The following is a 26270-nucleotide window of genomic DNA, read 5'->3' as shown; positions in this document are numbered from 1 at the left end:
CGCACAAAAGTTGCATCCGATATTGGCATCCTTGGCCTATTTCGCCACCCCGTCGCCCAAAAAATCAGCCAATTCCGGCGCGCCCGACATGGTAGCGACCGGACCGTCATGAACGATCCGCTCCGCCTGCAGCAGCGCCACCCGGTCGCCGATGGCCCGCACCGAGTCCATGTCGTGGGTGATGGTGATCGCTGTGGCCCCGGTCTGGGTGACAATGTCGCGGATCAGCGCGTTGATCGCGCGGGCGCGGATCGGGTCAAGTCCCGTGGTGGGCTCGTCGAAGAAGATGACCGAAGGGTCGTCGGCAATGGCACGTGCCAGCCCCACCCGCTTGGCCATTCCCCCCGACAGCTGCGCGGGCATCAGATCGGCGGTCTCGGGACCCAAGCCGACGCGTGCCAGCTTGTCCAGTGCGATGGGACGGGCCTTGGCGTCGGACATCCGCTGGCGCAGGCGAAAGGCGACGTTCTGCCATACGGACAGGCTGTCGAACAGCGCCGCACCTTGGAACAACATGCCAAAGCCCGCCATGAAGCCTGCACGGTCCATCGGCTTGCCATGCCATGTGACCTGCCCCCGGTCAGGCTGAACCAGCCCCAAGATGCATTTCAGCAGCACGGATTTTCCGGTGCCGGACTGACCGATGACGCAAAGACTTTCGCCCTGCCCCACCTGCAGGTCCACCCCCGCCAGCACCTGCTTGGAGCCAAAGGATTTATGCAGGTCCCGCAGCGCGATCATTTGAAGAACAGCCCCGTCAGCGCGAAATTCGCGGCCAGAATGCCGACCGCTGCTGCGACGACGGCCTGCGTGGTCGCCCGCCCGACGCCCGCCGCTCCGCGGGATGAATTCATGCCGAACCAACATCCCGACAGCGCCACGATCAGCCCGAAGACCGCCCCCTTGATCAGGCCCGAGCCGATGTCCCACGCCTCGAGATACGCCCAGCTGTTGGCGATATAAGTCGCCGAATTGAACCCTAGCGATCCCGTGCCCACCAGCCATCCCCCCATGATGCCGATGATATCGCCCACGGCCACCAGCACCGGCAACGACAGGATCGCGGCCCAAAGGCGCGGCGTGACCAGCCAGCGGATCGGGTCGGTGGACAACGTCACCAGCGCGTCGATCTGTTCAGTGACGCGCATGGTGCCGATCTCGGCGGCGATGCTGCTGGCGACGCGGGCCGCCACCATCAGTCCGCCCAGCACCGGCCCCAATTCGCGCACCATGCCGATGGCAACGATGGCAGGGACCACGTCGCCCGCCTGAAACCGTTCGCCGCCGGAATGGATCTGCAGGGCCAGTGCCGCGCCGGTGAACAGCGCGGTCAGCCCGACGACCGGCAAGGACAGCCAGCCGATCTGCAGCAGCTGTGTCCCAAGCGCCCGCGTCGGAAAGGGCCGCAGGCCGCCAAGACCCCGCCCGGCAAAGATCGCGACCGCCCCGATGCCGTGCGTCACACGCAGCGCGGCGCGGCCAAGCGACCTGATGGGGGTCACGGATAGGTCCGCTGATAGCGTTGGCGCAGCGAGGTCAGGATCTCGTATCCGATGGTTCCGGCCAGATCGGCCAGACGGTCGATGGGTTGGTTGGCGCAGATCAGGTCCAGCGTCGGCGGCACGACCTTCAGCGCCGTCACGTCAACCGTGATCAGGTCCATCGAGACCCGCCCCACGATCGGGCAGGCCACATCGCCCGCATACATCTGCGCGCCCGTGCCGGACAGCGCCCGCAGGATGCCATCTGCATAGCCCGCATCGACCGTGGCGATCCGGCAGTCGCGTTCGGCACGCCACGAGGCGCCATAGCCGACAGTCTCTCCGGCTTTGACATCGCGGGTCTGGATGACGCGGGGCGACAAGGTGACGGCCTGTTGCGCCTCGGCATAGGGCATGCCGCCGTACATGCCGATCCCCGCGCGGACCATGTCAAAGTGATAATCGGGCCCCAAAAGGATGCCGCCCGTCGCCGCCAGCGAACGCGGAACATTGCAACCATCGGTCATGGCGCGGAAGGCCGCCAGTTGGGCCGCATTGGCGGGATGATCGGGTTCGTCGGCACAAGCCAGATGCGACATGATGAAGGCCGGACCGGCGGCCAGCACCTCGGTGCGGATGGCGGCCCATTCGGCAGCCTCCATGCCAAGGCGGTTCATGCCGCTGTCCAACTGGATGGCAAAGGGCTGACCGGGGCGCATGGTGCGGTCGCGGAAGAATTGTTCGGGGCTGTTCAGGACAGGAACAAGCCCGGTCAGATCCTCGCCCACCATATAGCCCGACAGGACGTTAATGGTCGCATCCGCGGGCAGCAGCGGGCGGATGGCCTGACCTTCCGCAGCCAGCGCCACGAAGAAATCGCGCGCCCCCGCCTGATACAAGACCGGCGCGATCCGCGTGGCGCCCAAACCATAAGCATCGGCCTTGACCACCGCTGCCGCCCGCGCACCGGGGGCTTTCGCCGCAAGTGCGCTGTAATTGGCCATGATGGCCGAGATGTCGATCTGCAAACCCATGCCGCTGGATTGCCTCTGCACCGCCCCAAGGTCAAGACCCGCCAGTCATTCGCAATTTTGCAGTTTGCGACGCGGCTTTTTCGCGACGTTTGCAAATGTTCCCGATTTTTCTTTGCTGCATCTGCATCACCAGCTAGCGTGGCGGGATGACATCAAGGGGGCTTCCATGACCGACATTCTGCAAGAGCTTGAGCGCCGCCGCAGCGAGGCCCGTCTGGGTGGCGGACAGCGGCGCATCGATGCCCAGCATGGTCGGGGAAAACTGACGGCACGCGAACGGATCGAGCTGCTGGTCAACGAGGACAGCTTCGAGGAATTCGACATGTTCGTCGCCCATCGCAGCACCGATTTCGGGATGGAGGCCGACCGCCCTTATGGTGACGGCGTGGTCACGGGTTGGGGCACGATCAACGGGCGCATGGTCTATGTCTATAGCCAGGATTTCACCGTCTTCGGTGGCAGCCTGTCGGAAACCCATGCCCAGAAGATCTGCAAGATCATGGATATGGCCATGCAGAACGGCGCCCCCGTCATCGGGCTGAACGATTCGGGCGGCGCGCGTATCCAGGAAGGTGTCGCCAGCCTTGCGGGCTATGCCGAGGTGTTCCAGCGCAACGTCATGGCATCCGGCGTGGTGCCGCAGATCAGCGTCATCATGGGACCATGTGCGGGCGGCGCGGTCTATTCGCCCGCGATGACCGACTTTATCTTCATGGTGAAGGACACGTCCTATATGTTCGTGACCGGCCCGGATGTGGTCAAGACCGTCACGAACGAAGTGGTGACCGCCGAACAGCTGGGCGGCGCATCGACCCACACCAAGAAATCCTCGGTCGCGGATGGGGCCTTCGAAGATGACGTCGAAGCGCTGGCCGAGATCAGGCGGCTGTTCGATTTCCTGCCGCTGAACAACCGCGAACGCGCGCCGACCCGCCCGTTCTTCGACGATCCTGCACGGATCGAGCCCAGCCTGGACACGCTGATCCCCGACAACCCGAACCAGCCCTATGACATGAAAGAGCTGATCGCCAAGGTCGCGGACGAGGGCGATTTCTACGAGATCCAGAAGGATTTCGCCGCCAATATCCTGATCGGTTTTATCCGCATCGAAGGGCAGACCGTCGGCGTCGTCGCCAACCAGCCGATGGTCCTGGCCGGCTGTCTGGATATCGACAGCAGCCGCAAGGCGGCGCGTTTCGTGCGCTTCTGCGACGCCTTCGAGATCCCGATTTTGACGCTGGTCGATGTTCCGGGCTTTTTGCCGGGCACCAGTCAGGAATATGGCGGCGTCATCAAGCATGGCGCGAAACTGCTGTTCGCCTATGGCGAGGCGACCGTGCCCAAGGTCACGGTCATCACCCGCAAGGCCTATGGCGGCGCCTATGACGTGATGTCGTCCAAGCATCTGCGCGGCGATTTCAACTATGCCTGGCCCACGGCGGAAATCGCCGTGATGGGTGCCAAAGGTGCGGTCGAGATCCTCTATCGCAGCGAGTTGGACCAGCCAGAAAAAATCGCGGCCCGCACCAAGGATTACGAGGACCGCTTCGCCAATCCCTTCGTCGCCGCCGAAAAGGGCTTCATCGACGAGGTGATCCAGCCACGGTCCACCCGCCGCCGCGTGGCACGGGCTTTTGCCAGCCTGCGCGGCAAGCGGCTGCAGAACCCGTGGAAAAAGCACGACAACATTCCGCTGTAACCGCCGGGGAAGAAACGCCGATGCACAACTGCGTGAATGATGCAGCAAGGCCACAGGGTGCCCCGCTTGTGCGGGGGGCCATCAGGGATGCCTGTCTGAAGCGGAGGCGCGATTGTATCATCGCGCGCAAGTCGGCCATCGAACAAGCCGACTGTAACCCGAGCAGAAGGACGCCACCGCGTCCCCATCACAGGAGCGTTTCTCCATGTCCAAAAAAATCATCCTCGGCCTGGTGCTGGTTTCCGCATTCGCCGCATGCCAGCGTCAGCAGCCCGCAGACGTCTATGTGCCGACCGCGCCCGCAGCGCCGATGGTCAACCCCGTCACGACCGAGCCTGTCTATCAGGGCAAATTCGGCTAAGACGCACCGTCCGACAATCGTGCGCGGGCGGGCGGCCTGCCCGCGCGCAGCGACCGCCGCCCCCGTGCATCACAGCAAAGGGGCCAAGCCATGCTGAAGCATCGCGGCTTTCCGGGGCGTCTTCCCGGCTCAGACTATCAGTTCACCATTCGGCGGGAAAACCGCAAGAAAGGTGCCACCCCCATCACCATGCGCGAACGTTTCCGCGACCGCCGTCCGCCGGACAAGCGCGCCGACGCGGCATTCCTGTCCGCATTGATCGCCAATTTCGGTGACCAGCCCTTCGAACGCGGCAATCTGGACGCCGGTCGTCTTGGCTGGCTGATCGGCCGCGAGGTCAAGGCGGTGGGCGAATTCGATCCCGCCGATTACGACCAACTGCTGCAGGTCAACATGGCAGTCGCCGAAGCATCCTTCCCCGAGCTTTTCGCCAAGGACAGTCCGCCCGAATTCGATTGGGACGACATGGACTGGGACGATATGGACGAGGACGGGAACGACGTCTGATGGGCGAATTGGCGCTGAACCTGTTGAAGTCACACGCATGTCAGTTTGACGTCGCGGTTCAGTGTGCGATAACCGTCAACAATCCACAACCGGCCGGTACACGGCCTCTCAAGACAGGCAGTCTAACATGCAAAAATCCCTCATCATCCGCCTTGGTGGCATCTCGGCTCTGGTTCTGGGTCTGGCCGCTTGCGACCCCAACATGCAGACCGGCCTGTCGCCGGACGCACAGCGCGCCGCTGGCGGTGCAGTTGCCGGTGCCGTCATCGCCAAGGCGCTTGACGAAGACATCGCGACCGGTGCGGCACTTGGTGGTGCAGCCGGCGCGCTTTGCGACGACGCAGGCGTCTGCCAGCGCCGCTACTGATCCATTTGCCCCTCGGGGCGAACCAATTGGGCCGGGACGGCGTTTCGTCCCTGCCACTTTCAAGACAGGATCTGACATATGTCCAAGACATTTGCCGTTGCTGCCGTCCTCGGCGCTCTTGCGCTGGCTGGTTGCACCCAGAACATCCAGCCGACCGACGTTGATCGTGCGGCCATCGGCGCCGCTGCCGGCGCCACGATCGCCAAGGTCGGCGGTCGCAAGGAAAGCGACATCTACAAGGCTGCTGCCATCGGCGCGGCCGGCGGCGCGCTGTGCAACGACGTTCGTCTTTGCCAATAAGAACCTGATCGGCGCGCAAGCGCGATCCGTATCGATGGCCGTCCAAAGCGATGCTTTGGGCGGCTTTTTCATGTTCCGTCCTGGGAGGAGCCAATGTTCAAGAAAATCCTGATCGCCAACCGGGGCGAAATCGCATGCCGTGTCATCAAGACCGCCCGCAAGATGGGCATCGCCACGGTCGCGGTCTATTCGGACGCCGACCGCAATGCGCTGCACGTCAAGATGGCGGATGAGGCGATCCATATCGGCCCCGCGCCCGCCAACCAGTCCTATATCGTGATCGACAAGATTATGGACGCCGTGCGGCAATCGGGCGCCGAGGCCGTGCACCCCGGATACGGCTTCCTGTCGGAAAACCGCAAGTTCGCCGAGGCACTGGAGGCCGAGGGCGTCGCCTTCATCGGCCCGCCGTCGGGGGCGATCGAATCGATGGGCGACAAGATCACCTCGAAGAAACTGGCGCAGGAGGCTGGCGTCAGCACCGTCCCCGGATACATGGGCCTGATCGAGGATGCCGAAGAAGCGGCGAAGATCAGCGACCAGATCGGCTATCCGGTGATGATCAAGGCCAGCGCCGGTGGTGGTGGCAAGGGCATGCGCATTGCTTGGAATGCCGATGAGGCCCGCGAAGGGTTCGAAAGCTCCAAATCAGAAGCGGCCAACAGCTTTGGCGACGACCGCATCTTCATCGAGAAATTCGTCACCCAGCCCCGCCACATCGAGATTCAGGTTCTGGCCGACACCCATGGCAACGCCGTCTATCTGCACGAACGCGAATGTTCGATCCAGCGGCGCAATCAGAAGGTCATCGAAGAGGCACCCTCGCCCTTCCTTGATGCCGAAACCCGCCGCGCGATGGGCGAACAGGCCGTGGCCCTTGCCAAGGCCGTCGATTACACCAGCGCAGGCACGGTCGAATTCATCGTGGATGGCGACCGGAATTTCTATTTCCTTGAGATGAACACGCGCCTTCAGGTCGAACATCCGGTGACCGAGCTGATCACCGGCGTCGATCTGGTCGAGCAGATGATCCGCGTTGCTGCCGGTGATCCGCTGCCCTTCGAACAGTCGGATCTGAAGATCAACGGTTGGGCGATGGAAAGCCGGCTTTATGCCGAAGACCCTTACCGCAACTTCCTGCCCTCGATCGGGCGACTGACCCGTTACCGCCCGCCCGCCGAAATCGCCGCCGGTCCGATGGTCACCAGTGGCAAATGGCTGGCACAGGGCACGGCGCATGGCGAAACTGCCGTGCGCAACGATACCGGCGTTTACGAGGGCGGCGAGATCAGCATGTTCTATGACCCGATGATCGCCAAGCTGTGCACCTGGGCCCCTACCCGTCCCGAAGCAATTCAGGCGATGCGCGTCGCACTGGACGAATTCGAGGTCGAAGGCATAGGCCACAATCTGCCCTTCCTGTCCGCCGTGATGGATCACCCCAAGTTCGCATCGGGCAAGATCACCACCGCCTTCATTGCCGAAGAATACCCCGACGGCTTCCAAGGTGCGCAATTGGATGCGGATGCGCTGGAACGTATCGCCGCCGCCGCCGCCGCCATGCACCGCGTGTCCGAAATCCGCGACACGCGTATCAGCGGACGGCTTGGCAACCACGAACGTCGCGTGGGCGAAAACTGGGTGGCCTTTGCTGCGGGTCAGGAATGGCCGGTCAGGATCGTCGCCGACAGTGATGGTGCCGATGTCCACATCAACGACCGCCGCATCCGCATCGAGAGCGATTGGCGTCCCGGCAAGTCGCTGGCGCAACTGGAGGTGGAAGGCCAGCGGCTGGTCCTGAAGGTTGAAAAGATCGCGGCAGGTTTCCGCATTCGCAGCCGCGGGGCCGACATGAAGGTTTATGTCCGACGCCCCAAGGCCGCCGAGCTGGCGCGGTTGATGCCGGAAAAGCAGGCGGCGGACACATCTAAGTTCCTGCTGTGTCCGATGCCGGGTCTGGTCGTCAAGATCAACGCCGCTCCGGGCGACGAGGTGCAAGAGGGTCAGCCCCTTGCCACCGTCGAGGCGATGAAGATGGAAAACATCCTGCGCGCCGAACGCAAAGGCGTGGTGAAATCCGTCAATGCCGCCCCCGGTGAAAGCCTGCGGGTTGACGATATCATCATGGAGTTCGAATGATCGACGCCCCCGCATCCTGCCCGCCCCTTGCGCCGGAAACACCGTCAGGTGCGGCGCGGGGCGGTGATGCGGGGCGTTACCCGTCGGCCTCGCGCTGGCGCATGGGCATGCTGTCGATCAGGCTGATGACCTGCGCGGGATCGACCAGCGTGGTCTGCGACAGCTTCACACTGCCATCCTTGCCGATCAGCAAAACGGCAAAATCGGTACCGACGCGGTCGCGCAGATCGGCCGCACCGGGACCTTCGGTCAGGACCACGACCTCGCGTTCGACCAGGGCGGGTGTTTCGGTGCGCAGGGCGTCCAGTTGCGCTTCGACTTCGGGGCCGTCGCCAAGAACGACGACAGGGCGGGCCTTCCATCTCAGGTCGTCCAAGGTTCCGGTCTGGATCGGCGTGATCCGCAGGGTCATGGCGCCGCTGCGCATGGTATCGGCAGGGGACATCACGGGGGCGGACGCCAGAAGCAGCGCGGTAAGGCAGGCCTGTCGCATCGAATTCTCCTATGGCTCGCAGATAGGACGCCCCAGTCCGTGCAACAGTTCCCGCCGAGGTTGCGATGCCGCCGCTTGACGCCTATCTCAGCCCGCAATCTCAGCAGGCGGTCATCGCCGGGTTGTTTCTGTCTTTCGGTTGGCTTGTGGTGGCCGCCCAGACCCGGCGTCGCGATGCCCGCCTGCGTCGCGAACGCGAGGCCGACATCCAACGCGCCCTGCTGGCCGAGATTCGCGCGCATGTGGTGTCGCTGGAACAGCAGACCCCCTCGGCCAGCGACGCAGAGACGCTGATCGCCCGCATCCGGTCAGGCGATTTCGTCCCGACCCTGTCGCAGCAGGCGAACGACCGTATCTTCGCCGCCGTCATCAGCGAATTGCATATCCTGCCCGCGCCGGTGATCGATCCGATCGTGCTCTACTACCGGCTGTTGTCGATTATGGGCGCCTTGGCGGGCGATCTGCGGCGGATCGCGCGTCGGGACGGCGAACGGGCGGCGCAAATGATGGGGGATTACCTGTCGCTGATGGCCGAAACCCGCGACTGCGGCATTCAGGCCATTCGCGTTCTGACCGAATGCCTGCGGGGCGGGCCGGATGCTGTCGAACAGATGCTTGATGCAGATGAGGCCGAGGCCTTGGCCCAGCTGGCCCGTCAATTGCCCGACGAGCTGTTGCAGATGCGCGGTCGTCTGGACGCGGTCAGTAACCAATCTTCGGACCCGAGAGGCCGGTGATGGGACGCAACCCGATGGCACGTACGATTTCATTGGCACGGCTCAGCACGGGCTTCTTGACCTCGGGGCGGGCGGTCTGTTCGGGACGGCGCTCAGGCGCGGCCTGCGTCTTGGCGACGGTCTGGGTGGAACGGTCCTTGCGTGGTTCTGCCATGATAGACCCCCTGCTTGGCGCGAATGATCCGCGACTGTTGCCTTATGATATAAGAAACGCGCCGCATTTCCACAAGTTTCCTGCGCCTGCTTATCGCAGCACGCTGCCCCGCCCGATCTCTTGCCGGCGCAAAGGCAGGCGGTCGATGGCGCGACCGATCTCGCGCACGTCCCAAGGCGATGGCCTGCGGATCTTGATCTGCCCGTCCTTGTCGATCAGCACCAGCGAAAACCCCCGCGGATGCAAGCTGCGCCGCCAGATGCTGTCGGCTGCGGGATCGGCGTCAAGGATCACCACCGCGTCACGCACGGCCAGCGCCGCCGCCCCGCGCCGCAAGGCCTCGACCTGTTCGATGAACGCCGGATCGCCCTCGGTGTCGGCAAAGACCACGATGGGGCGGCTGTTCCACAGGAAGTCATCGGGGGCCGTGTCGCTGGCGGACAGGAAGCTGACCTCGGGCGGGGTGATCCTGGCGGGATCCTTCGGCTCGACGCTGGTTTGCGCGATAGGCGGCAGGCGCGCCGGATTAGGTCGAGCGGCGGTTTCGGGGTCCGGGACGTCGGGCGGCGGCGCATCGCGCCCGGGACCCATGGCCGACAGGGCCATCACGAAAAACAGGAATTTCAACTTCATCGGCACCTCGTCTTCCTATGAATATAGGGTGGAACGGGCCGCGGGAAAGGATGGATCATGACAAAACCCACGCTTCAGGACTGGCGGACCCTTGCCCAGAAGGAACTGAAAGGTCGTGATCCCGACGACCTGACCTGGGATACGCTGGAGGGCATTCCCGTCAAGCCGCTGTATACGCAGGACGATGTGCAAGGTCTGGACCATCTGGGCACCCTGCCCGGCATCGCGCCCTTTACCCGTGGTCCGCGTGCGACAATGTATGCAGGCCGCCCGTGGACGATCCGCCAGTATGCGGGCTTTTCCACGGCCGAGGAATCCAACGCCTTCTATCGCCGGGCGCTGGATGCGGGCCAGCAGGGCGTTTCGGTGGCCTTCGATCTGGCCACCCATCGCGGCTATGACAGCGACCATCCGCGGGTCGAGGGCGACGTCGGCAAGGCAGGCGTCGCCATCGACAGCGTCGAGGACATGAAGATCCTGTTCGACGGCATCCCGCTGGACAAGGTGTCGGTGTCGATGACCATGAACGGCGCCGTCATTCCAATTCTGGCCAGCTTCATCGTGACGGGCGAGGAACAGGGTCACAACCGCGCGGTCCTATCGGGCACCATCCAGAACGACATCCTGAAAGAGTTCATGGTGCGAAACACCTATATCTATCCGCCCGAACCCAGCATGCGGATCATCAGCGACATCATCGAATATACCAGCACGCAGATGCCGCGTTTCAACAGCATCTCGATTTCCGGCTATCACATGCAGGAGGCCGGGGCGAACCTGGTACAAGAGCTGGCCTATACCCTGGCCGACGGGCGCGAATACGTGCGGGCGGCGATTGATGCGGGGATGGATGTCGATGCCTTCGCGGGGCGGCTGTCGTTCTTTTTTGCCATCGGCATGAACTTCTTCATGGAGATCGCCAAGCTGCGCGCCGCGCGTCTGCTGTGGCACAGGATCATGACCGAATTCGGCGCCAAGAAACCCGGCAGCCTGATGTTGCGGACGCATTGCCAGACCTCGGGCGTCAGCTTGCAGGAACAGGACCCCTATAACAACGTGGTCCGCACTGCATATGAGGCGATGTCAGCGGCCCTTGGTGGCACGCAGTCTCTGCACACCAACGCGCTGGACGAGGCGATTGCCTTGCCCACCGATTTCAGCGCCCGGATCGCCCGCAACACCCAGTTGATCCTGCAGGAGGAAACCGGCATCACCAATGTCGTCGATCCGCTGGCGGGCAGCTATTACATCGAAAGCCTGACCGCCGAGCTGGCCGAAAAGGCCTGGGCCCTGATCGAAGAGGTCGAAGAGATGGGCGGCATGACCAAGGCCGTCGCCAGCGGCATGCCCAAGCTGCGCATCGAGGAAACCGCCGCCCGCCGACAGGCTCTGATCGACCGGGGCGAGGATGTGATCGTCGGCGTCAACAAGTACCGCAAGGACAAGGAAGACCCGATCGACATTCTGGACGTGGACAACGTCAAGGTCCGCGCGTCCCAAGTGGCGCGACTGGCCGATATCCGCGCCACCCGCGACCAATCCGCCTGCGATGCGGCGCTGGCCGAACTCTCGCGCCGCGCCCGTGAAGGCGGCAACCTGCTGGAGGCTGCCGTCGAGGCTGCCCGCGCCCGTGCAACCGTCGGAGAGATCAGCATGGCCATGGAAGACGAATTCGGGCGTCACCGCGCCGAGGTGAAGACGCTGGCCGGGGTCTATGGTGCGGCCTATGAAGGCGACGAGGGCTTTGCCCAGATCCAGCGCGACGTCGAGACCTTCGCCGAGGAGGAAGGCCGCCGCCCCCGCATGCTGGTCGTCAAGATGGGTCAGGACGGTCACGACCGCGGCGCCAAGGTCATCGCCACAGCCTTTGCCGACATCGGCTTCGACGTTAACGTCGGCCCGCTGTTCCAGACCCCCGAGGAAGCCGCGCAGGATGCCGTGGACAACGACGTGCATGTCGTGGGCATCAGTTCGCAGGCGGCGGGCCACAAGACACTGGCCCCGAAGCTGATCGAGGCGCTAAAGGCGCAGGGTGCGGGCGACATCCTGGTCATCTGCGGCGGGGTCATCCCTCAGCAGGATTACGAGTTCCTGCAAAAAGCGGGGGTCAAGGCGATCTTCGGGCCGGGAACCAACATCCCCTCGGCCGCGGCCGATATCCTGAAGCTGATCCGCGCCACCCGCCCCTGATTGCGTCCCGCGATGGCCGGGGGGCTTCGCACCCCCCGGACCCCCTGCGCAATCACGCGCTTATGCCATCGGCAGGCGTTGTCTTGGGCGCGGTCGTGTGAAACCTTGGGGAAGCAATGGCAAGGACCTGACATGAGCGACGGACGCAACGGGGCAATCAAGCAGATCATCTGCATCAAATGGGGCGCGAAGTTCGGGCCGGAATACGTGAACCGGCTGCATGCCATGGTGGCGCGAAACATCACGCCGCCCTTCCGGTTGTTCTGCTTTACCGATGACGGCACGGGGCTGCATCCCGATGTTGCCGTCAGACCGCTGCCCGAGTTCGCCTATGATGCCCCTGTGCGGACCAAGGGCAAATGGCCCAAGTCGCGGCTATGGGGGGATCTGGGCGATGTAAAGGGAGTGGTGCTGTTTCTGGATCTGGACGTGATCGTCACGGGCAATCTGGACCCCTTCTTCGAATTCGGTGATCCGAACGACACCGTCCTGGGCCGCAACCCGAACACTCCATTGGAGAAGATGGGGCAGACATCCGTCTATCGGATGACGGTGGGCAATCTTGCGCCGCTGCAGCAGATCTTCCGCGCCGATCCGCAGGGCATCGCCGATCAGTACAAATACGAACAGCGCTTCGTGACCCGCAATGCGCCGGGCGGCGTCAAGTTCTGGCCCAAGGGCTGGCTGGCGCATTTCCGGTTCCACTGCATCCCGAACTTTCCGATGAACTATCTGCGCGAACCACGCATTCCCAAGGGCACGCGCATCGTGATGTTCCCCGGCAACCTGAACCCGCCCGATGCCATCGCGGGCCGGTGGGACGAGGCCGACCCGATCCGCACCCCCGGTCAGCACCTGAAGGCGGCCTTCGCGCCTGACCGCCGTGAAAGTTTTCTGAAGCATGTCCGCCATTATGTCCGTCCGACGACATGGGTCGACAAGCTGTGGCGGGAATGACCGATGGGCCTGCCGCGTGCCCCCGATCGCCTGCCCGACGATATGGCGCTGGCCATCGGTCACGCCGTCGCCGCCTTCGGCTTTCTGGAGGAGGCGTTGAAACGTGCGATCTTCTCCCTGACGCGCAAGGGTCTTGGTCAGGACGCCAGCGAGGCCGCGTTGCAGGCGTGGCTGCAGCGGATGGAAGATATCGCCGATGATACCCTTGGCACGCTGATCGACAGCTTCGTCGCCTCGGCCAAGGGGGCCGAGGATCTGGACGTGCTGGCCCGCGACCTGCGACGGTTGCGGGTGCTGCGGAACCTGCTATGCCATGCCTCGTGGCGGCCGGGCGAGCGGCCGGGCATGTGGCATCCGACCTTCATCAACACGCGCGGCGAACGCCATCCCGACGATATGTCCGCAGAAGACGTCGCCGCGATCCGTGACGATACGCTGTCGGCGGCCCGCCGTGTCGTACGCATCATGCGCGCCACCGGCATCGAGGGCCAATGGGCCGGCATGGCGGATGTCACGCCCTGAGGCAGCCAGCCGACGACCGTGACATTTTCGGCGCGTCTTGCGGCCCTGATCCGGCGTGATCCGCCCCCCGGCCCGTTTCACGCGTTGCAGATCGGGCCGCCACAGGCTAACACCCGCGAAATCAAAGACGAGAGGCACTCATGTCGTCCCCCCTCCGCCTTGGCATCGCCGGGCTTGGCACCGTCGGGATCGGTGTCGTCAAGATCATTCAGAAGCACGCCGATCTGCTGGCCAAACGGTCCGGCCGAGAGGTCTGCATCACCGCCGTTTCGGCCCGTGACCGGATGAAGAACCGCGATGCGGATCTGTCGTCCTATCGGTGGGAAACCGACCCGATGGCCGTGGCGACCGCCGATGACGTCGATGTCTTCATCGAACTGGTCGGTGGCGATGAGGGCGTGGCCCGCGACACGATCGAGGCCGCGCTGCGGTCCGGCAAGGATGTCGTCACCGCCAACAAGGCGCTGCTGGCGATGCATGGCCACGAACTGGCCCAACTGGCCGAAAGCACCGGTCAGGTGATCCGCTTCGAAGCGGCGGTTGCCGGTGGCATCCCGGTCATCAAGACGATGACCGAATCCATGGCCGGTAACCAGATCAACCGTGTCATGGGCGTGATGAACGGCACCTGCAACTATATCCTGACGCGGATGGAAAGCGCCGGCCTGCCCTATGAGGCCGTCTTCGAAGAGGCCCGCCAGCTGGGCTATCTGGAGGCCGATCCGAACCTTGATGTCGGCGGTATAGACGCGGGGCACAAGCTGGCGATCCTGTCCTCGATCGCCTTCGGCACGCAGGTCAGCTTTGCCGATGTCGAGATCGAGGGGATCGAGCGGATCAGCATTGACGACATCCGTCGCGCCTCGGACATGGGATACCGGATCAAGCTGCTGGGCATCGCGCAGATGACCGCGCGTGGTCTGGAACAGCGCATGTCGCCCTGCCTGGTCCCCGCCGACAGCCCCTTGGGGCAGCTGGTCGGTGGCACCAACATGGTGGTCATCGAAGGCGATGCCGTTGGCCAGATCGTGCTGCGTGGCGCGGGAGCGGGCGAAGGTCCGACCGCCAGCGCAGTGCTGTCCGACATCGTGGAAATCGCGCGCGGCGTCCGGCTGCCGGTCTTCGGCCAGCCTGCGGGCGACCTGAAGGCCGCCCTGCCCGCGCGGACTGCCGTGCCCGCCGCCTATTACATCCGGCTGGAACTGCAGGACAAACCCGGTGCGCTAGCCAAGGTGGCGACGGTTCTGGGCGATGCCGGCATCTCGATCGACCGGATGCGCCAATACGGCCAGCATACGCCGGCCAGCGTGCCCGTGCTGGTGGTCACCCACAAGACCACCCCCGAGGCCATCGACTTTGCCATCGAAGCCCTGCCCCGGACCGGCGTTCTGGTCAGCGATCCGGTCGAGCTGCGGATCGAGGAAGTCTGAACCGAAAGGGGGCCGTCGCGGCCCCCTTTTTCGCTTCGCAGAATCACTTGAAGGGCGCAACAACCTCAAGTTGAATGGCAAGATATTTTTACTGCAAATGATTGCTGGATGACGCAGGCGACGGCCAAACGCGCCACGATCGGACAAAAATCTGTAGCTTGGCCGGAGGCGCATTCCCGGCATCATTGGCGAATTGACGCCCTGACCGATCAGATTGATATCCAATATAAATGTGCAGACATTACACGGCACGAGGCTTTTGCCATGCCGTTCAGGCCGAACGTGGTCAATAAAACCTTAATGAAAGCCGCCTAGCCGCAGCCGTTTCGCGCATCGATAGACAGGGCATCAACCTTAACGCCCCCTCTGTCGAAAGGCCCGTTCATGAGTATCCCGCTTGGCAATCAGCACCTTTCCCTATTCGGTATCCGCCCCCTGACGGCACAGGATCTGACGGCGGATCAACGCAACATCTTCCAACGCCCGATCACCGTCGCCGCCGAGGGCGTGACCGAGGTCGCGGACAGCAAATCGGCGGGGGGAATGACGGGCGAGTTATCCTCGGAATGGCTGCGAAAGACCGAAAGCTATCGCAGCAGCGCCAAGGCAGGCCAACAACCCGAGGCGCAGCCCGAGCCTGAACAGGCTGCCCAAGCCACAACTGACGACCCGCAACCCGCGCAAGACCTCGACAGCACGGCCCCCGAGCCCGCGCCGCAGCCCGAGCCGCAGGCAGCGCCGCAGCAACCGCCGGCCACTTCGACACCTCCGCGCCGGGGTGTGCTGGCCGGTCTGTTCGGCCGGTAATAGATGCAAAAACGGGGCCGCGATCGCGGCCCCGTTCCAGTCAGTCGGCAGCCCGATCTCAGTGCTTGGCTGCTTCCAATGCGGCGACGCCGGGCAGAACCTTGCCCTCCATCCATTCCAGGAAGGCACCGCCCGCCGTCGAGATGAAGGTGAAGTCCTGCGCCGCGCCCGCCTTGTTCAGCGCCGAAACGGTATCACCACCGCCTGCGACCGAAACCAGCTGTTCGTTACGCGTCAGTTCGGCGGCCACTTGTGCGGCGGCATTGGTGGCCGCGTCGAAAGGCTCGATCTCGAAGGCGCCAAGCGGGCCGTTCCAGATCAGCGTCTTGCAGGCGGTCATCGCCTCGCGCAGCGCCTCGACGGTCTGGGGACCGGCATCCAGGATCATCGCGTCGGCCGGGCATTCGGCGACCGGCAGCGTTTCGCTGGCGGCACCCGCCTTGAATTCGCGCGCGACCACGATGTTGACCGGCAGGTGGATCTTGCAGCCGGTCTGATCGGCCTTTTCCAAGATCGCCCTGGCGGTATCGGCCATGTCGCGTTCGGCCAGCGACTTGCCGACCTCGACGCCTTGGGCGACCAGGAAGGTGTTGGCCATGCCGCCGCCGATAACCAGGTGATCAACCTTGTCGATCAGGTTCATCAGCAGGTCCAGCTTGGACGACACCTTGGCACCGCCGACCACGGCCATGACCGGACGCTGCGGTTCGCCAAGCGCAGCTTCCAGCGCCAGCAGCTCGGCCTCCATCAGGCGGCCTGCGCCCGCGTTCAGCAGACGGGCCAGCCCTTCGGTCGAGGCATGGGCGCGGTGGGACGCCGAAAACGCATCGTTGATATAGGCACCACCAAGCGCCGCCAACGATGCAGCGAAGGTCGCGTCGTTGGTTTCCTCACCCTCGTGGAAACGGGTGTTTTCCAGCAGCGCGATCTGGCCCGGCTCCAGCGCGGCAACGACGCGCTTGGCAGGACCTCCAATGCAATCATCGGCAAAGACGACGGGCTGGCCCAGAGCCGCTTCCAATGCGGGGACGATCTGCTTCAGGCTCATGCCTTCGACCCGCTTGCCCTTGGGACGGTCGAAATGGGCCAGAAGGACGGGAATGCCGCCCTTGGACTGGATGTCCTTGACGGTCGGGACAATCTTGTCGATGCGCGTGGTATCGGTCACTTGGCCGTTTTCCACGGGCACGTTCACGTTGACGCGGGTCAGGACGATCTTTCCATCAAGATCCATCTCGTCGAGCGTATTGAACTTGGCCATGAGGCGTCCTTTCGGGCTGTGCGCGTTGTCTTGGCTTGTCCCCGATGGCGGGCGTAACGTCAACTGTGGCGATCATCGGGACTGTGCAGCTTCCCGCTTGCCGGGCATCTGCAATGCACGCGTCACGGTTTCGCGCGTTGCCCTTGGGCCGGACAATGCCTAGATCAGGGGTCGAACATGCCAAAGGAGGGCCTTATGGCCGAGTATAAAGACCCCGAGAATACCATCATCATCACCCTCAAGGACGGCCCCGTCGTCATCGAGCTGCTGAGCGATGTTGCCCCCAAGCATGCCGAACGTATGAAGGAACTGGCCCGCGCCGGTGCCTATGACAACGTCGCATTCCACCGCGTCATCGACGGTTTCATGGCGCAGACCGGCGATGTCGCCAATGCGAACATGGAAAAGGACTACAACCCCGGCCGCGCAGGCACCGGCGGATCGGACAAGCCCGACCTTCCCGCCGAATTCAGCAAGCTGCCGCACGATCGTGGCACCATCGGCGCCGCACGTTCGGCCAACCCGAACAGTGCCAACAGCCAGTTCTTCATCAACTTCAACGACAATCATTTCCTGAACGGTCAATACACGGTCTATGGTCGCGTGATTTCCGGCATGGAGCATGTTAACAAGATCCAGCGCGGCGAGCCGCCGGTGAACCCCGACCGCATGATCTCGGTCAAGGTGGCCGCAGATGCGTAATCTGGCCCTGATCCCCGCCTTCATCGCGCTTGGTGCCGGATCGGCGCTGGCGCAGGCCTCGAACCCGCAGGTCGAAGACACCGATGGCCCGAACATGGTCATTGAGGTGGCTGACGCCGCAGGCGAATCCAAGGGCACCATCGTCCTTGATCTGCGCGAAGATCTGGCCCCGAACCATGTCGCCCGTCTGGTCGAGCTGACCAAGGACGGCGCTTATGACGGTGTGGTCTTCCACCGCGTCATCGAGGGCTTCATGGCGCAGACCGGCGACGTGCAGAATGGCAAGCAGGGCGAAGACACTGCCAATGCCGGAATGGGCGGTTCGGACAAGCCTGACCTCGAGGCCGAATTCACCGAGACCGAGTTCGACCGCGGCACCGTGGGCATGGCCCGCGCCATGGACCCCAACAGCGCGAACAGCCAGTTCTTCATCGACCTGGCCCCCGCGCCCTTCCTGAACGGCGAATATACCGTCGTCGGTCAGCTGATCGAAGGTTGGGACGTGCTGGACGCCATCAAGAAGGGCGACAGCGCGGCCAATGGCTCGGTGTCGGAACCCGACTACATGATGACGGTGACCATCGCCGAAACCGAGGGCGACGACGCCTGATCTGACAGGGAAAGGGGGCCTCGGCCCCCTTTTTCGCACTTGCGGCACGGTCGTGGCGGGGCCATGCTGCCGCGCAATGAACACGCAGGAACTCTCAGAGGCGACGCTGATCACCCCGTCGGGGCGGATCGACCGGGCACGTCACGGCTGGCGGGCGAAATGCCTGCAACGGCTGGTGCGGATGGACCTGCCCGTTCCGCGCAGCTTTGCCATCTGCTGCAATACCGTCCGCCTGATCGCCCAAGGCCGCAGCATCCGCCCCGAGGTGTTGAACGACATCCTGTCGGGCAGCGGGTTAGTCAGCGTCCGCCCCTCGGCGGTGATGCCTGAATGGGGCGGCCCCGGGACGGTCCTGAACGTCGGCATCAACGATGAACTGCACGCCAAGCTTACGGAACAGATCGGACAGGCCAACGCCGATGCCGTCTATCTGTCCTTCGTGCAAAGCTATGCCATCCATATCGCGCGGCTGGACCCCGACATGTTCACGCATGACGGCCCCGACGCCTTGGCGCAGGCGCTGCGCAGCTATCGCGACGAAATGGACGCCCCCTTCCCTCAGGACCCGGCCGAGCAGCTGTCGCAGGTGCTGCGGTCCATGGCCCGCGCGTGGGACGGCCCCACCGCCCGCCTGCTGCGTCAGGCCAAGGGCGCGCCCGCCGATGCCCCGCTTGGGCTGGTGGTGCAGGAAATGGCCTTGGCGCTTGGGCCGGGGCTGTGTGGGTCGGGCTCGATCCAGTTCATCGACCCGGTGACCGGCACGCCGCGCGTGACGGGGCGTTTCCGTGGCCAGCATCACGGTGGCGCCATCGGCGTGGGTGCCGAGACGATGTATCTGACCAAGGACGACCGCGGCCCCGCGCTTGAGGACACCGACCCCGACATCTTCGCCACCCTCTGCGAATTCGGCGCCGCATCGCGCAAGCGCCTGCGCGAGGAGATGCAGATCGAATTCGTCGTGACCGAGGGCCGGATCTCGGTCATTGATGCGGTGCGCGTGGCACGCGGATCGCGGGCGGGCGTGCGTATCGCCGTCAGTCTGGCGCGCGACGGCATCATTCCTCACGATGAGGCGCTGATGCGCGTCGAACCCCGTGCGCTGGCCGACCTGCTGCACCATCAGGTCGATCCGCGCGCGCCCCGCGACCTGATCGCGCGCGGCATCGACGCCAGCCCCGGCGCGGCGACCGGCTATCTGGTCTTTTCCGCCACTGCTGCGCAGGCCGCCAATGCGCGGGGCGAGGCCTGCATCCTGGTCCGCCGCGAAACCGGCCCCGAGGATATCCGCGGCATGCATGCCTCGGTCGCGGTGCTGACCGAACGCGGCGGCACGACCAGCCATGCGGCGGTCATCGCGCGCGGGCTGGGCCTGCCTTGCATCGTGGGGGCCAACGGCATCGTCATCGACGCCCGGAACCGCACCCTGAGCGCCGGCAAGCGTGTGCTGAAGGAAGGCGACATCATCACCATCGACGGCAGCTCGGGTGAAGTGTTGGCCGGTAGCGCGGTCCTGTTACCGCCCGCGCTGGACGATGCTTTTACCCAACTGCTGGACTGGGCGTCCCAAGCTGGCGGTCTGAAGGTCCGGGCCAATGCAGACACGCCCGAAGACGCCAAGACCGCGCGCCGCTTTCAGGCACAGGGCATCGGGCTTTGCCGGACCGAACACATGTTCTTCGACGCCGACCGCCTGCCCGCCATGCGCGAGATGATCTTTGCCGACACGCCTGACGATCGCCGCCTGTCGCTGGAGCGTATCCTGCCGATGCAGCGCAAGGACTTCAGCAGCCTGTTCGAGATCATGGCCGGCCTGCCCGTGACCATCCGCCTGTTCGACCCGCCGCTACACGAATTCCTGCCTCATGAACGCGAAGGCATGCGTGAACTGGCCGAGTCGCTGGACCTGCCATTGTCCGATGTCATCCGGCGGGTCGAGGCCCTGACCGAGTTCAACCCGATGCTGGGCATGCGCGGCGTCCGCTTGGGGATCACCGTTCCAGAAATTTACGACATGCAGGCCCGCGCCATCTTCGAAGCCACCGTCGATGCCAGCCAGAAGGGCGACCCCGTCGTCCCCGAGATCATGATCCCCCTTGTCAGCGCCATGCGCGAGGTTGAGTTGGTCAAGACCCGCATCGATGCCGTGGCCGCCGCCGTGCGCAATGAACGGCGGGCCGATTTCACCTATCGCCTTGGGGTGATGGTCGAAACACCGCGTGCCGCGCTGCGGGCGGGTGATATCGCCGCGCATTCGGCGTTTCTGTCTTTCGGCACGAACGATCTGACGCAGATGACCTATGGCCTGTCGCGCGATGATGCGGGGCAATTCATGGGCACCTATGTTGGCCAAGGCGTCTATGCCGAAGACCCATTCCACGTCCTGGACGAAGACGGCGTGGGGGAACTGATCCTGACCGGTGTCCAGCGCGCGCGCAGGCAATCGCCGGGGATCACCATCTCGGTCTGCGGGGAACATGGCGGCAACCCGGAATCCATCGCCTTCTGCCATGATGCGGGTGTGGATTACGTATCCTGTTCGCCGTTCCGCGTGCCCGTGGCGCGCCTGGCGGCGGCGCAATCCGCGATCCGCAGCCGGAAACCGCGCGAATCCACTTGATTCTGCAACTTTTGGTTGTGACCTCGCAGCGTGTCGCTGCGGGGCGCAGTGCCAGTTTGTGCTGAATCTTGCCGTAACGCCAAAAAGTCGGTGGCGGATTCCTGCCGGAATTCGGGAAAATCCGGCAAGTTCCACGTCTCACGGGGATGTGGGATGGCGCGAGGCGTCCGAGAAACCTTAAGTCCTGCGTCAGACCGCACGTTCCCTTCAGTCTGCCCTGAAGCACGCGCCTTAACGCCCTCTCAACGGGTTCCTGATATAGGACTACACATGCCCATGCTGCTGTCACGGCTGGCGCACGTCTGCTTTTGTGCTGCCACTGCCATACCCTTCATCGCGACAAGCGCCTCTGCCGGTGGCAGCGGATCGCTTTTCTCCTCGGAAGCCGGGTTTTTCGGCTCGTTGCAGGCTGCGGCAAACATGCCGCGTCCTACGCCGCTTCTATACACGGATGCCGAACCTGTGAAAGTGCAAATTTCACCGGATGAACCTGTCGCGCAGCTGCATCTGGCAAGCGCTAAGACACGGTATTCAAAGGAAGATCTGAGCTGCCTTGCCGAAGCCCTCTACCATGAGGCCCGTGGCGAGGGTGCGCAGGGTCAGCGCGCCGTGGCAGAAGTGATTCTGAACCGCGTTCAACAGCCGGTCCTTCCCCACCAGCGTCTGCGGCGTCATCCGTCAGCCCAGCCAGTTCAGCTATACCATCGGCGGTCACAAACCGATCCGCAACAAGGCCGCATATCTGCGTGCCATGGACATCGCGCAGGACGCTTTGTCGGGCGCACCGCGTCAGTTGACCGGCGGGGCGACCTATTTCCACACGCCCGCCGTTCGCCCGGCATGGGCCCGCCGTTTCCAGAAGACCGTCCAGATCGGACGCCACATCTTCTATCGCACGGGACAGCGCGTCGCCTCGAACTGAGGGGACCGGTGATCGGCGGGGCTTGTCCAGCGCGCCGATTTCCTGTGAATGGCGGTCATGGAACAAGCTGACCGTATTTTTCTGCGCGACCACGTGCTCTCCGCCGATATCGGCGCTTTTCAGTCCGAACGCGGGCTAGAACAGCGGCTGCGCTTCAACATCACCGTCAACCTGCGTCACAGCGTTTCGGGCAGCGATGATCACGTCGATCACATCCTGTCCTATGACGTGCTGACGCAGGCGGTGACGACCGCATTGGCCGATCAACGCTATAACCTTGTGGAAACCTTGGCCGAGAAGATCGCCGCCGAGGTTCTGGCCCATCCCCGTGCCGCGCAGGTCGCCGTGACGGTGGAAAAGCTTGACCGCGGGCCGGGCGCGCTTGGCGTTTCGATCACGCGCCGGGCTGCACGGCTGGACGCGACGGGCGTCACGGCCGAACCCGCCATTCTGGTCCATGCTGCAGGTGCCCCCATTCCGGCGGGCGGCCTGATCATCGTGCCATCGGCCCCGGGCTTGCCCCTGCCCCAAGGCGGCAACAGCCGTCGGATCGCGTTGCTGGCAATGGATCAGGCCGCTTGGGCCTTGGCCGGTGCGCTGGACCTTGAGGTCGCCGAAACCCGCACCGAGTTGGACGCCGCCGCTCTGTCGGGCCAGCAGGTGGTCTGGGCACCAAGCCGCCTGACCGCCGACGAGGCTGCCGCAGGTCAGACCGCCGAAACCTTGGGGATATGGCTGGCGACGCGCCTGCAGGCCCGCACGCTGACCTTTGCATTGCCCAAGGATGCCCCGCTTCCCGCCACGGACGCCGACCTGCCCGCAAGGATCGACCGCGTCCTGGTGCCCTGAGGAAAGCCACCATGTCCGACACCCGTGTCTATTACCGCCCCATCCCGCAAGCCGACGGCGGCCGCTGGCGCCTTGCCGGCGGCTGGACGGGCTTCACCCTGCTGGAACGTCTGCAGCGCGGTCACGCGCCTGTAGTTGTGTCCGAAGCCCCTGCCGATGTCATTGCAGCGCTGACCGCCCCCCGCGTGCCGGTCATGGGGCTGGCGATGGACCGGCCCCGCCTGATGGGCATCGTCAATGCCACGCCAGACAGCTTTTCCGACGGCGGCAGCTATGACGCCATCGCGCAATCGCGGGCGCTGATCGCTGCAGGCGCGGATATTCTGGACATCGGCGGCGAATCCACCCGTCCCGGCGCGACCGAAGTCCCTGTCGACGAGGAGATCGCTCGCATCCTGCCATCCATTCGGGCGATGTCGGGGGCGGTTCCGGTGTCGGTTGACACGCGCAAGGCATTGGTGGCCCAAGCTGCGCTGCAGGCAGGGGCGGCGATGGTCAATGACGTCTCGGGCTTCGACTTCGACCCGGATCTGCCGTCTGTCGTGGCCGACAGCGGCCAGCCCGTCTGCCTGATGCACGCGCAGGGTCTGCCCCACGACATGCAGGACGACCCGCGATATGACGACGTGGTGCTGGACGTCTATGATGCCCTGCAGGATCGGATCGCCCGCGCCCGCGCGGCGGGAATTCGCGCAGACCGGATCGTGATCGATCCCGGTATCGGATTCGGCAAGACCGAAGCGCATAATCTGGCGATCCTGCGGCGGATCTCGTTGTATCACGGGCTGGGCTGTCCGATTCTGCTGGGCGTCTCGCGCAAGCGCTTCATCGGCCGGATCGGCGGGGCCGAAACACCGCGGGACCGCGCGCCGGGGACATTGGCGCTGAGCCTTGCCGCCGTGGCGCAGGGCATCCAGATCCACCGCGTCCATGATGTCGCGGAACACGCACAAGGGCTGCGCCTGATCGCCGCCCTCAACGAGAACGGAAGGACAGGGACATGAGCAGGAAGTTTTTCGGAACCGACGGTGTGCGCGGTCGCGCCAACACCTATCCCATGACCGCTGACATGGCGCTGCGCCTTGGGGCGGCGGCGGGGCGCTATTTCCGCCGCGACGGGCGCAACCGGCACCGCGTGGTCATCGGCAAGGACACGCGCCTGTCGGGCTATATGCTGGAAAACGCCCTAACGGCGGGGCTGACCAGCACCGGCATGAACGTGCTGCTGCTGGGGCCAGTGCCGACGCCTGCGGTGGGTTTTCTGACACGCTCGATGCGGGCGGATCTTGGGATCATGATCTCGGCCAGCCACAATCCGGCCGAGGATAACGGCATCAAGTTCTTCGGCCCCGACGGTTTCAAGCTGTCCGACGAAGCCGAGGCCGAGATCGAGGCAATCGTCGCGGGCGAGATCGAGCCTGCGCAGCCCCAGAATATCGGTCGTGCCAAGCGCATCGATGACGGGCGCGGTCGCTATATGGAATATGCCAAGACCACCCTGCCCTCGGGGTTGCGGCTGGACGGGCTGAAGGTCGTGCTGGATTGCGCCAACGGGGCCGCCTATCGCGCGGCACCGGATGTGTTGTGGGAACTGGGCGCGGATGTGATCCCGCTTGGGGTCAAACCCGACGGCTTCAACATCAACGACGGTGTCGGCAGCACCCACCCCGAGGCCTGCGCCGCCGCCGTGCGCGAACATGGCGCCCATCTGGGGATCAGTCTGGACGGTGATGCAGACCGCGTGGTCATCGTGGATCAGAACGGCAAGGTGGCCGATGGCGATCAGATCATGGCGCTGCTGGCCGCGCGTTGGGCCGAACAGGGTCGCTTGGCGGGGGGCGCATTGGTCGCGACCGTGATGTCGAACCTTGGGTTGGAGCACTTCCTGCAGGCGCGCAACCTGCGGCTGGAACGCACGCAGGTCGGTGACCGCTATGTCGTGGAACGCATGCGCGAAGGCGGCTTCAACCTTGGGGGCGAACAGTCGGGCCATATCGTCATGACCGATTACGCCACCACTGGCGACGGTCTGGTCGCGGCGATGCAGGTTCTGGCCGCGATGGCCGAAACCGGCCAGCAGGCCAGCGAATTGGTGTCCCAGTTCCAGCCGGTGCCGCAGCTGCTGAAGAACGTGCGCTATACCGCCGGTGCCGATCCGCTGTCGCAGGATGCGGTCCGCAAGGTCATCGCCGATGCCGAGGCGCGTCTGGCGGGATCGGGTCGCGTGCTGATCCGCAAATCGGGGACCGAACCGCTGATCCGCGTCATGGCCGAGGCCGAGGATGAAACCACCCTGCATGAGGTCGTTAACGGCATCGTCGCCGCGGTCGAGGTCGCAGCCTGACCCCTCAGGGGCAGTCCGTCACCGGATCATAGTCGTAAAGCCAATCAAAGCGCCCCGGCATCAGTCGGGGCGCAAAACGATCGGCCAGCCGCAAAACACCATGCGCTGCCCGCCGCTTTAGCCCTTGCAGGTGATAGTTGCGGGCATTGTCATTGGCGGCCTGCACGATGCGCGTGACGCGCGGCTGACGAATGCCCTGATATCGCGCCAAGGCCGCCCGCGTGTCGGGATCGGCGTCAAGGCAGGCCGCGACCGTCCATGCATCCTCGATCGCCATGCCGGCCCCTTGCGCCAGAAACGGCAGGGTCGGATGGGCCGCATCGCCCAGCAGGGCCAACCGGTCGTCATGCCAGCGTGTGGCCACGGGATGTCGGAACAGCCCCCAGACCGAGGTCTGGCGAACCTGGGCCAGCCACCCCGGCACTGGCCCGCCGAAATCGGCGAATGCGTCGCGCAGGTTGCCGGGATCATCGGCGTGGGACCAGCCTTCGTCCTGCCAGTCGCGGCGCTCGACCACGGCGACAATATTGCGGATGCCATGCGCCAGGGGATAGCTGACCAGATGCCGCCCCGGCCCCATGAAGACCTGCGCCACGGCGTGATCGGCGGCCGCATCGGGAATGGTCGCACGCCACGCGCTCTGACCTGTAAAGAAGGGAACCTGCTGGCCGTTCAGATGCTGCCGCAGGGGGCTTTTCAATCCGTCGGCCGCAATGACCAGTCCGGCGGGCGGTGTCGCGACCCGCTGTCCAAGATGAAGCGCGACGCCTGCATCGCAGGCGGCCCTTTGCAGGATATCGATCAGGCGAGGGCGGTGGATGACCAGAAACCGCGCATCGGGCCTGTGTTGCTGCAAGTCCATCCTCAGCACGACCCTGCCCGCGGCATCATGCAGCCGGACGCCCGTGTTGCGCAGCGCGTGGTCCGCCAATGCCGGTGCAAGCCCCAAGGCATCCAGCACCCTGACCGCATTGGCCGAGATCTGGATGCCCGCGCCGACCTCGGACAGTTCGGACGCCTGTTCCAGCACCGTCACCTGCGCGCCGCGACGGGCCAGCGCGATGGCGGCGGTCAATCCGCCTATCCCCGCACCGACGACCGTGACCTTGCGTCCCTGCAATGCACCCTTGGTGGTCATTCACGCCCCCCGTATG

The 26270-nt window shown here is 64.5% G+C and carries 29 protein-coding genes; 20 read left to right on the top strand and 9 right to left on the bottom strand.

Annotated elements, in window-relative coordinates; genetic code table 11:
- Positions 1-36: 36 nt before the first annotated feature.
- Genes SJY40_RS05460 through alr form a run of 3 tightly spaced genes read right to left on the bottom strand, consistent with a single transcriptional unit; the run spans position 37 to position 2515 of the window.
- Positions 37-741, bottom strand: a complete 705-nt coding sequence (locus tag SJY40_RS05460; protein ID WP_378943605.1) for an ABC transporter ATP-binding protein — start codon at positions 739-741, stop codon at positions 37-39.
- On the bottom strand, positions 738-1502 hold the full coding sequence (locus tag SJY40_RS05455; protein ID WP_378943603.1) for an MlaE family ABC transporter permease: 765 nt from the start codon (positions 1500-1502) through the stop codon (positions 738-740). Before SJY40_RS05455 ends, SJY40_RS05460 begins: the two co-directional genes overlap by 4 nt.
- Complete coding sequence (alr, locus tag SJY40_RS05450) at positions 1499-2515, bottom strand: alanine racemase (RefSeq protein ID WP_378943601.1); 1017 nt, start codon at positions 2513-2515, stop codon at positions 1499-1501. Before alr ends, SJY40_RS05455 begins: the two co-directional genes overlap by 4 nt.
- 166 nt (positions 2516-2681) lie before the next feature.
- On the opposite strand from alr, the gene SJY40_RS05445 reads away from it, so the two are divergent.
- From SJY40_RS05445 to SJY40_RS05420, 6 genes are all read left to right on the top strand, one after another.
- The gene (locus SJY40_RS05445; RefSeq protein ID WP_378943599.1) at positions 2682-4214 is read left to right on the top strand and encodes an acyl-CoA carboxylase subunit beta; all 1533 of its coding nucleotides are present in this window, start codon (positions 2682-2684) and stop codon (positions 4212-4214) included.
- Positions 4215-4419: 205 nt separating this feature from the next.
- Positions 4420-4575: a hypothetical protein gene (locus tag SJY40_RS05440; RefSeq protein ID WP_158529972.1), complete on the top strand. Its 156-nt coding sequence runs from the start codon at positions 4420-4422 to the stop codon at positions 4573-4575.
- A gap of 90 nt (positions 4576-4665) precedes the next feature.
- Positions 4666-5082 (top strand): hypothetical protein, encoded by a 417-nt coding sequence (locus tag SJY40_RS05435; protein WP_378943597.1) that lies wholly within the window; start codon positions 4666-4668, stop codon positions 5080-5082.
- A gap of 127 nt (positions 5083-5209) precedes the next feature.
- On the top strand, positions 5210-5449 hold the full coding sequence (locus SJY40_RS05430) for a hypothetical protein (protein WP_108501576.1): 240 nt from the start codon (positions 5210-5212) through the stop codon (positions 5447-5449).
- A gap of 78 nt (positions 5450-5527) precedes the next feature.
- Positions 5528-5749, top strand: a complete 222-nt coding sequence (locus SJY40_RS05425) for a hypothetical protein (protein ID WP_378943594.1) — start codon at positions 5528-5530, stop codon at positions 5747-5749.
- Positions 5750-5842: 93 nt separating this feature from the next.
- Entirely contained in the window at positions 5843-7888 is a 2046-nt protein-coding gene (locus tag SJY40_RS05420) for an acetyl-CoA carboxylase biotin carboxylase subunit (protein ID WP_378943592.1), read from the top strand.
- Between the two features lie 76 nt (positions 7889-7964).
- Here the strand turns inward: SJY40_RS05420 and SJY40_RS05415 are convergent, their stop codons facing one another.
- Complete coding sequence (locus SJY40_RS05415; protein ID WP_378943590.1) at positions 7965-8381, bottom strand: DUF4174 domain-containing protein; 417 nt, start codon at positions 8379-8381, stop codon at positions 7965-7967.
- Between the two features lie 65 nt (positions 8382-8446).
- Here SJY40_RS05415 and SJY40_RS05410 point away from each other — a divergent pair, with 65 nt between their 5' ends.
- Positions 8447-9118, top strand: coding sequence for a hypothetical protein (locus SJY40_RS05410; RefSeq protein ID WP_378943588.1), 672 nt, complete (start codon positions 8447-8449; stop codon positions 9116-9118).
- Here the strand turns inward: SJY40_RS05410 and SJY40_RS05405 are convergent.
- Together SJY40_RS05405 and SJY40_RS05400 are read right to left on the bottom strand one after the other, a co-directional pair.
- Entirely contained in the window at positions 9084-9272 is a 189-nt protein-coding gene (locus tag SJY40_RS05405; RefSeq protein WP_378943586.1) for a hypothetical protein, read from the bottom strand. The genes SJY40_RS05410 and SJY40_RS05405 overlap by 35 nt on opposite strands.
- 90 nt (positions 9273-9362) lie before the next feature.
- Positions 9363-9905 carry a DUF4174 domain-containing protein gene (locus tag SJY40_RS05400; protein ID WP_378943584.1) on the bottom strand — a complete coding sequence of 181 codons (543 nt, stop codon included), beginning with the start codon at positions 9903-9905 and terminating at the stop codon, positions 9363-9365.
- 57 nt (positions 9906-9962) lie between these two features.
- On the opposite strand from SJY40_RS05400, the gene scpA reads away from it, so the two are divergent.
- The 6 genes from scpA to SJY40_RS05370 all read left to right on the top strand — a co-directional run bounded on the left by scpA (position 9963) and on the right by SJY40_RS05370 (position 15811).
- Positions 9963-12095, top strand: a complete 2133-nt coding sequence (scpA, locus tag SJY40_RS05395; protein WP_378943582.1) for a methylmalonyl-CoA mutase — start codon at positions 9963-9965, stop codon at positions 12093-12095.
- 132 nt (positions 12096-12227) lie between these two features.
- Entirely contained in the window at positions 12228-13052 is an 825-nt protein-coding gene (locus tag SJY40_RS05390) for a glycosyl transferase (protein WP_378943580.1), read from the top strand.
- Between the two features lie 3 nt (positions 13053-13055).
- The gene (locus SJY40_RS05385) at positions 13056-13574 is read left to right on the top strand and encodes a hypothetical protein (protein WP_378943578.1); all 519 of its coding nucleotides are present in this window, start codon (positions 13056-13058) and stop codon (positions 13572-13574) included.
- Positions 13575-13714: 140 nt separating this feature from the next.
- On the top strand, positions 13715-15004 hold the full coding sequence (locus SJY40_RS05380; protein WP_378943576.1) for a homoserine dehydrogenase: 1290 nt from the start codon (positions 13715-13717) through the stop codon (positions 15002-15004).
- A 108-nt stretch (positions 15005-15112) separates the two neighbouring features.
- A complete protein-coding gene (locus SJY40_RS05375; protein ID WP_378943574.1) occupies positions 15113-15319 on the top strand; it encodes a hypothetical protein in 207 nt (68 codons plus the stop codon).
- Between the two features lie 69 nt (positions 15320-15388).
- Positions 15389-15811, top strand: coding sequence for a hypothetical protein (locus SJY40_RS05370; RefSeq protein ID WP_378943572.1), 423 nt, complete (start codon positions 15389-15391; stop codon positions 15809-15811).
- Positions 15812-15869: 58 nt separating this feature from the next.
- On the opposite strand, the gene SJY40_RS05365 is transcribed toward SJY40_RS05370, so the two are convergent.
- Positions 15870-17072: a phosphoglycerate kinase gene (locus SJY40_RS05365; protein WP_378943570.1), complete on the bottom strand. Its 1203-nt coding sequence runs from the start codon at positions 17070-17072 to the stop codon at positions 15870-15872.
- Between the two features lie 195 nt (positions 17073-17267).
- Between SJY40_RS05365 and SJY40_RS05360 the strand changes: the two genes are divergently transcribed.
- The 3 genes from SJY40_RS05360 to SJY40_RS05350 all read left to right on the top strand — a co-directional run bounded on the left by SJY40_RS05360 (position 17268) and on the right by SJY40_RS05350 (position 21001).
- A complete protein-coding gene (locus SJY40_RS05360) occupies positions 17268-17774 on the top strand; it encodes a peptidylprolyl isomerase (RefSeq protein ID WP_378943568.1) in 507 nt (168 codons plus the stop codon).
- Positions 17767-18384: a peptidylprolyl isomerase gene (locus tag SJY40_RS05355; RefSeq protein ID WP_378943566.1), complete on the top strand. Its 618-nt coding sequence runs from the start codon at positions 17767-17769 to the stop codon at positions 18382-18384. Before SJY40_RS05360 ends, SJY40_RS05355 begins: the two co-directional genes overlap by 8 nt.
- Before the next feature lie 76 nt (positions 18385-18460).
- Complete coding sequence (locus SJY40_RS05350; protein WP_378943564.1) at positions 18461-21001, top strand: putative PEP-binding protein; 2541 nt, start codon at positions 18461-18463, stop codon at positions 20999-21001.
- Between the two features lie 531 nt (positions 21002-21532).
- Here SJY40_RS05350 and SJY40_RS05345 read toward each other — a convergent pair.
- On the bottom strand, positions 21533-21676 hold the full coding sequence (locus SJY40_RS05345) for a hypothetical protein (protein WP_378943562.1): 144 nt from the start codon (positions 21674-21676) through the stop codon (positions 21533-21535).
- On the opposite strand from SJY40_RS05345, the gene SJY40_RS05340 reads away from it, so the two are divergent.
- Genes SJY40_RS05340 through glmM form a run of 4 tightly spaced genes read left to right on the top strand, consistent with a single transcriptional unit; the run spans position 21675 to position 25116 of the window.
- Positions 21675-21923: a cell wall hydrolase gene (locus SJY40_RS05340; protein ID WP_378948288.1), complete on the top strand. Its 249-nt coding sequence runs from the start codon at positions 21675-21677 to the stop codon at positions 21921-21923. The genes SJY40_RS05345 and SJY40_RS05340 overlap by 2 nt on opposite strands.
- A gap of 57 nt (positions 21924-21980) precedes the next feature.
- Complete coding sequence (locus SJY40_RS05335; protein WP_378943560.1) at positions 21981-22772, top strand: dihydroneopterin aldolase; 792 nt, start codon at positions 21981-21983, stop codon at positions 22770-22772.
- Between the two features lie 11 nt (positions 22773-22783).
- Positions 22784-23776: a dihydropteroate synthase gene (gene folP / locus SJY40_RS05330; protein ID WP_378943558.1), complete on the top strand. Its 993-nt coding sequence runs from the start codon at positions 22784-22786 to the stop codon at positions 23774-23776.
- Complete coding sequence (gene glmM / locus SJY40_RS05325) at positions 23773-25116, top strand: phosphoglucosamine mutase (RefSeq protein ID WP_378943556.1); 1344 nt, start codon at positions 23773-23775, stop codon at positions 25114-25116. Before folP ends, glmM begins: the two co-directional genes overlap by 4 nt.
- Positions 25117-25120: 4 nt before the next feature.
- Here the strand turns inward: glmM and SJY40_RS05320 are convergent, their stop codons facing one another.
- Positions 25121-26254 (bottom strand): FAD-dependent oxidoreductase, encoded by a 1134-nt coding sequence (locus SJY40_RS05320; RefSeq protein ID WP_378943554.1) that lies wholly within the window; start codon positions 26252-26254, stop codon positions 25121-25123.
- Between the last annotated feature and the right edge of the window lie 16 nt (positions 26255-26270).

The organism is Paracoccus sp. R86501 (assembly GCF_042466435.1).
Classification (GTDB): Bacteria; Pseudomonadota; Alphaproteobacteria; order Rhodobacterales; family Rhodobacteraceae; genus Paracoccus.
This window is presented reverse-complemented; position numbering and strand designations above follow the sequence as displayed.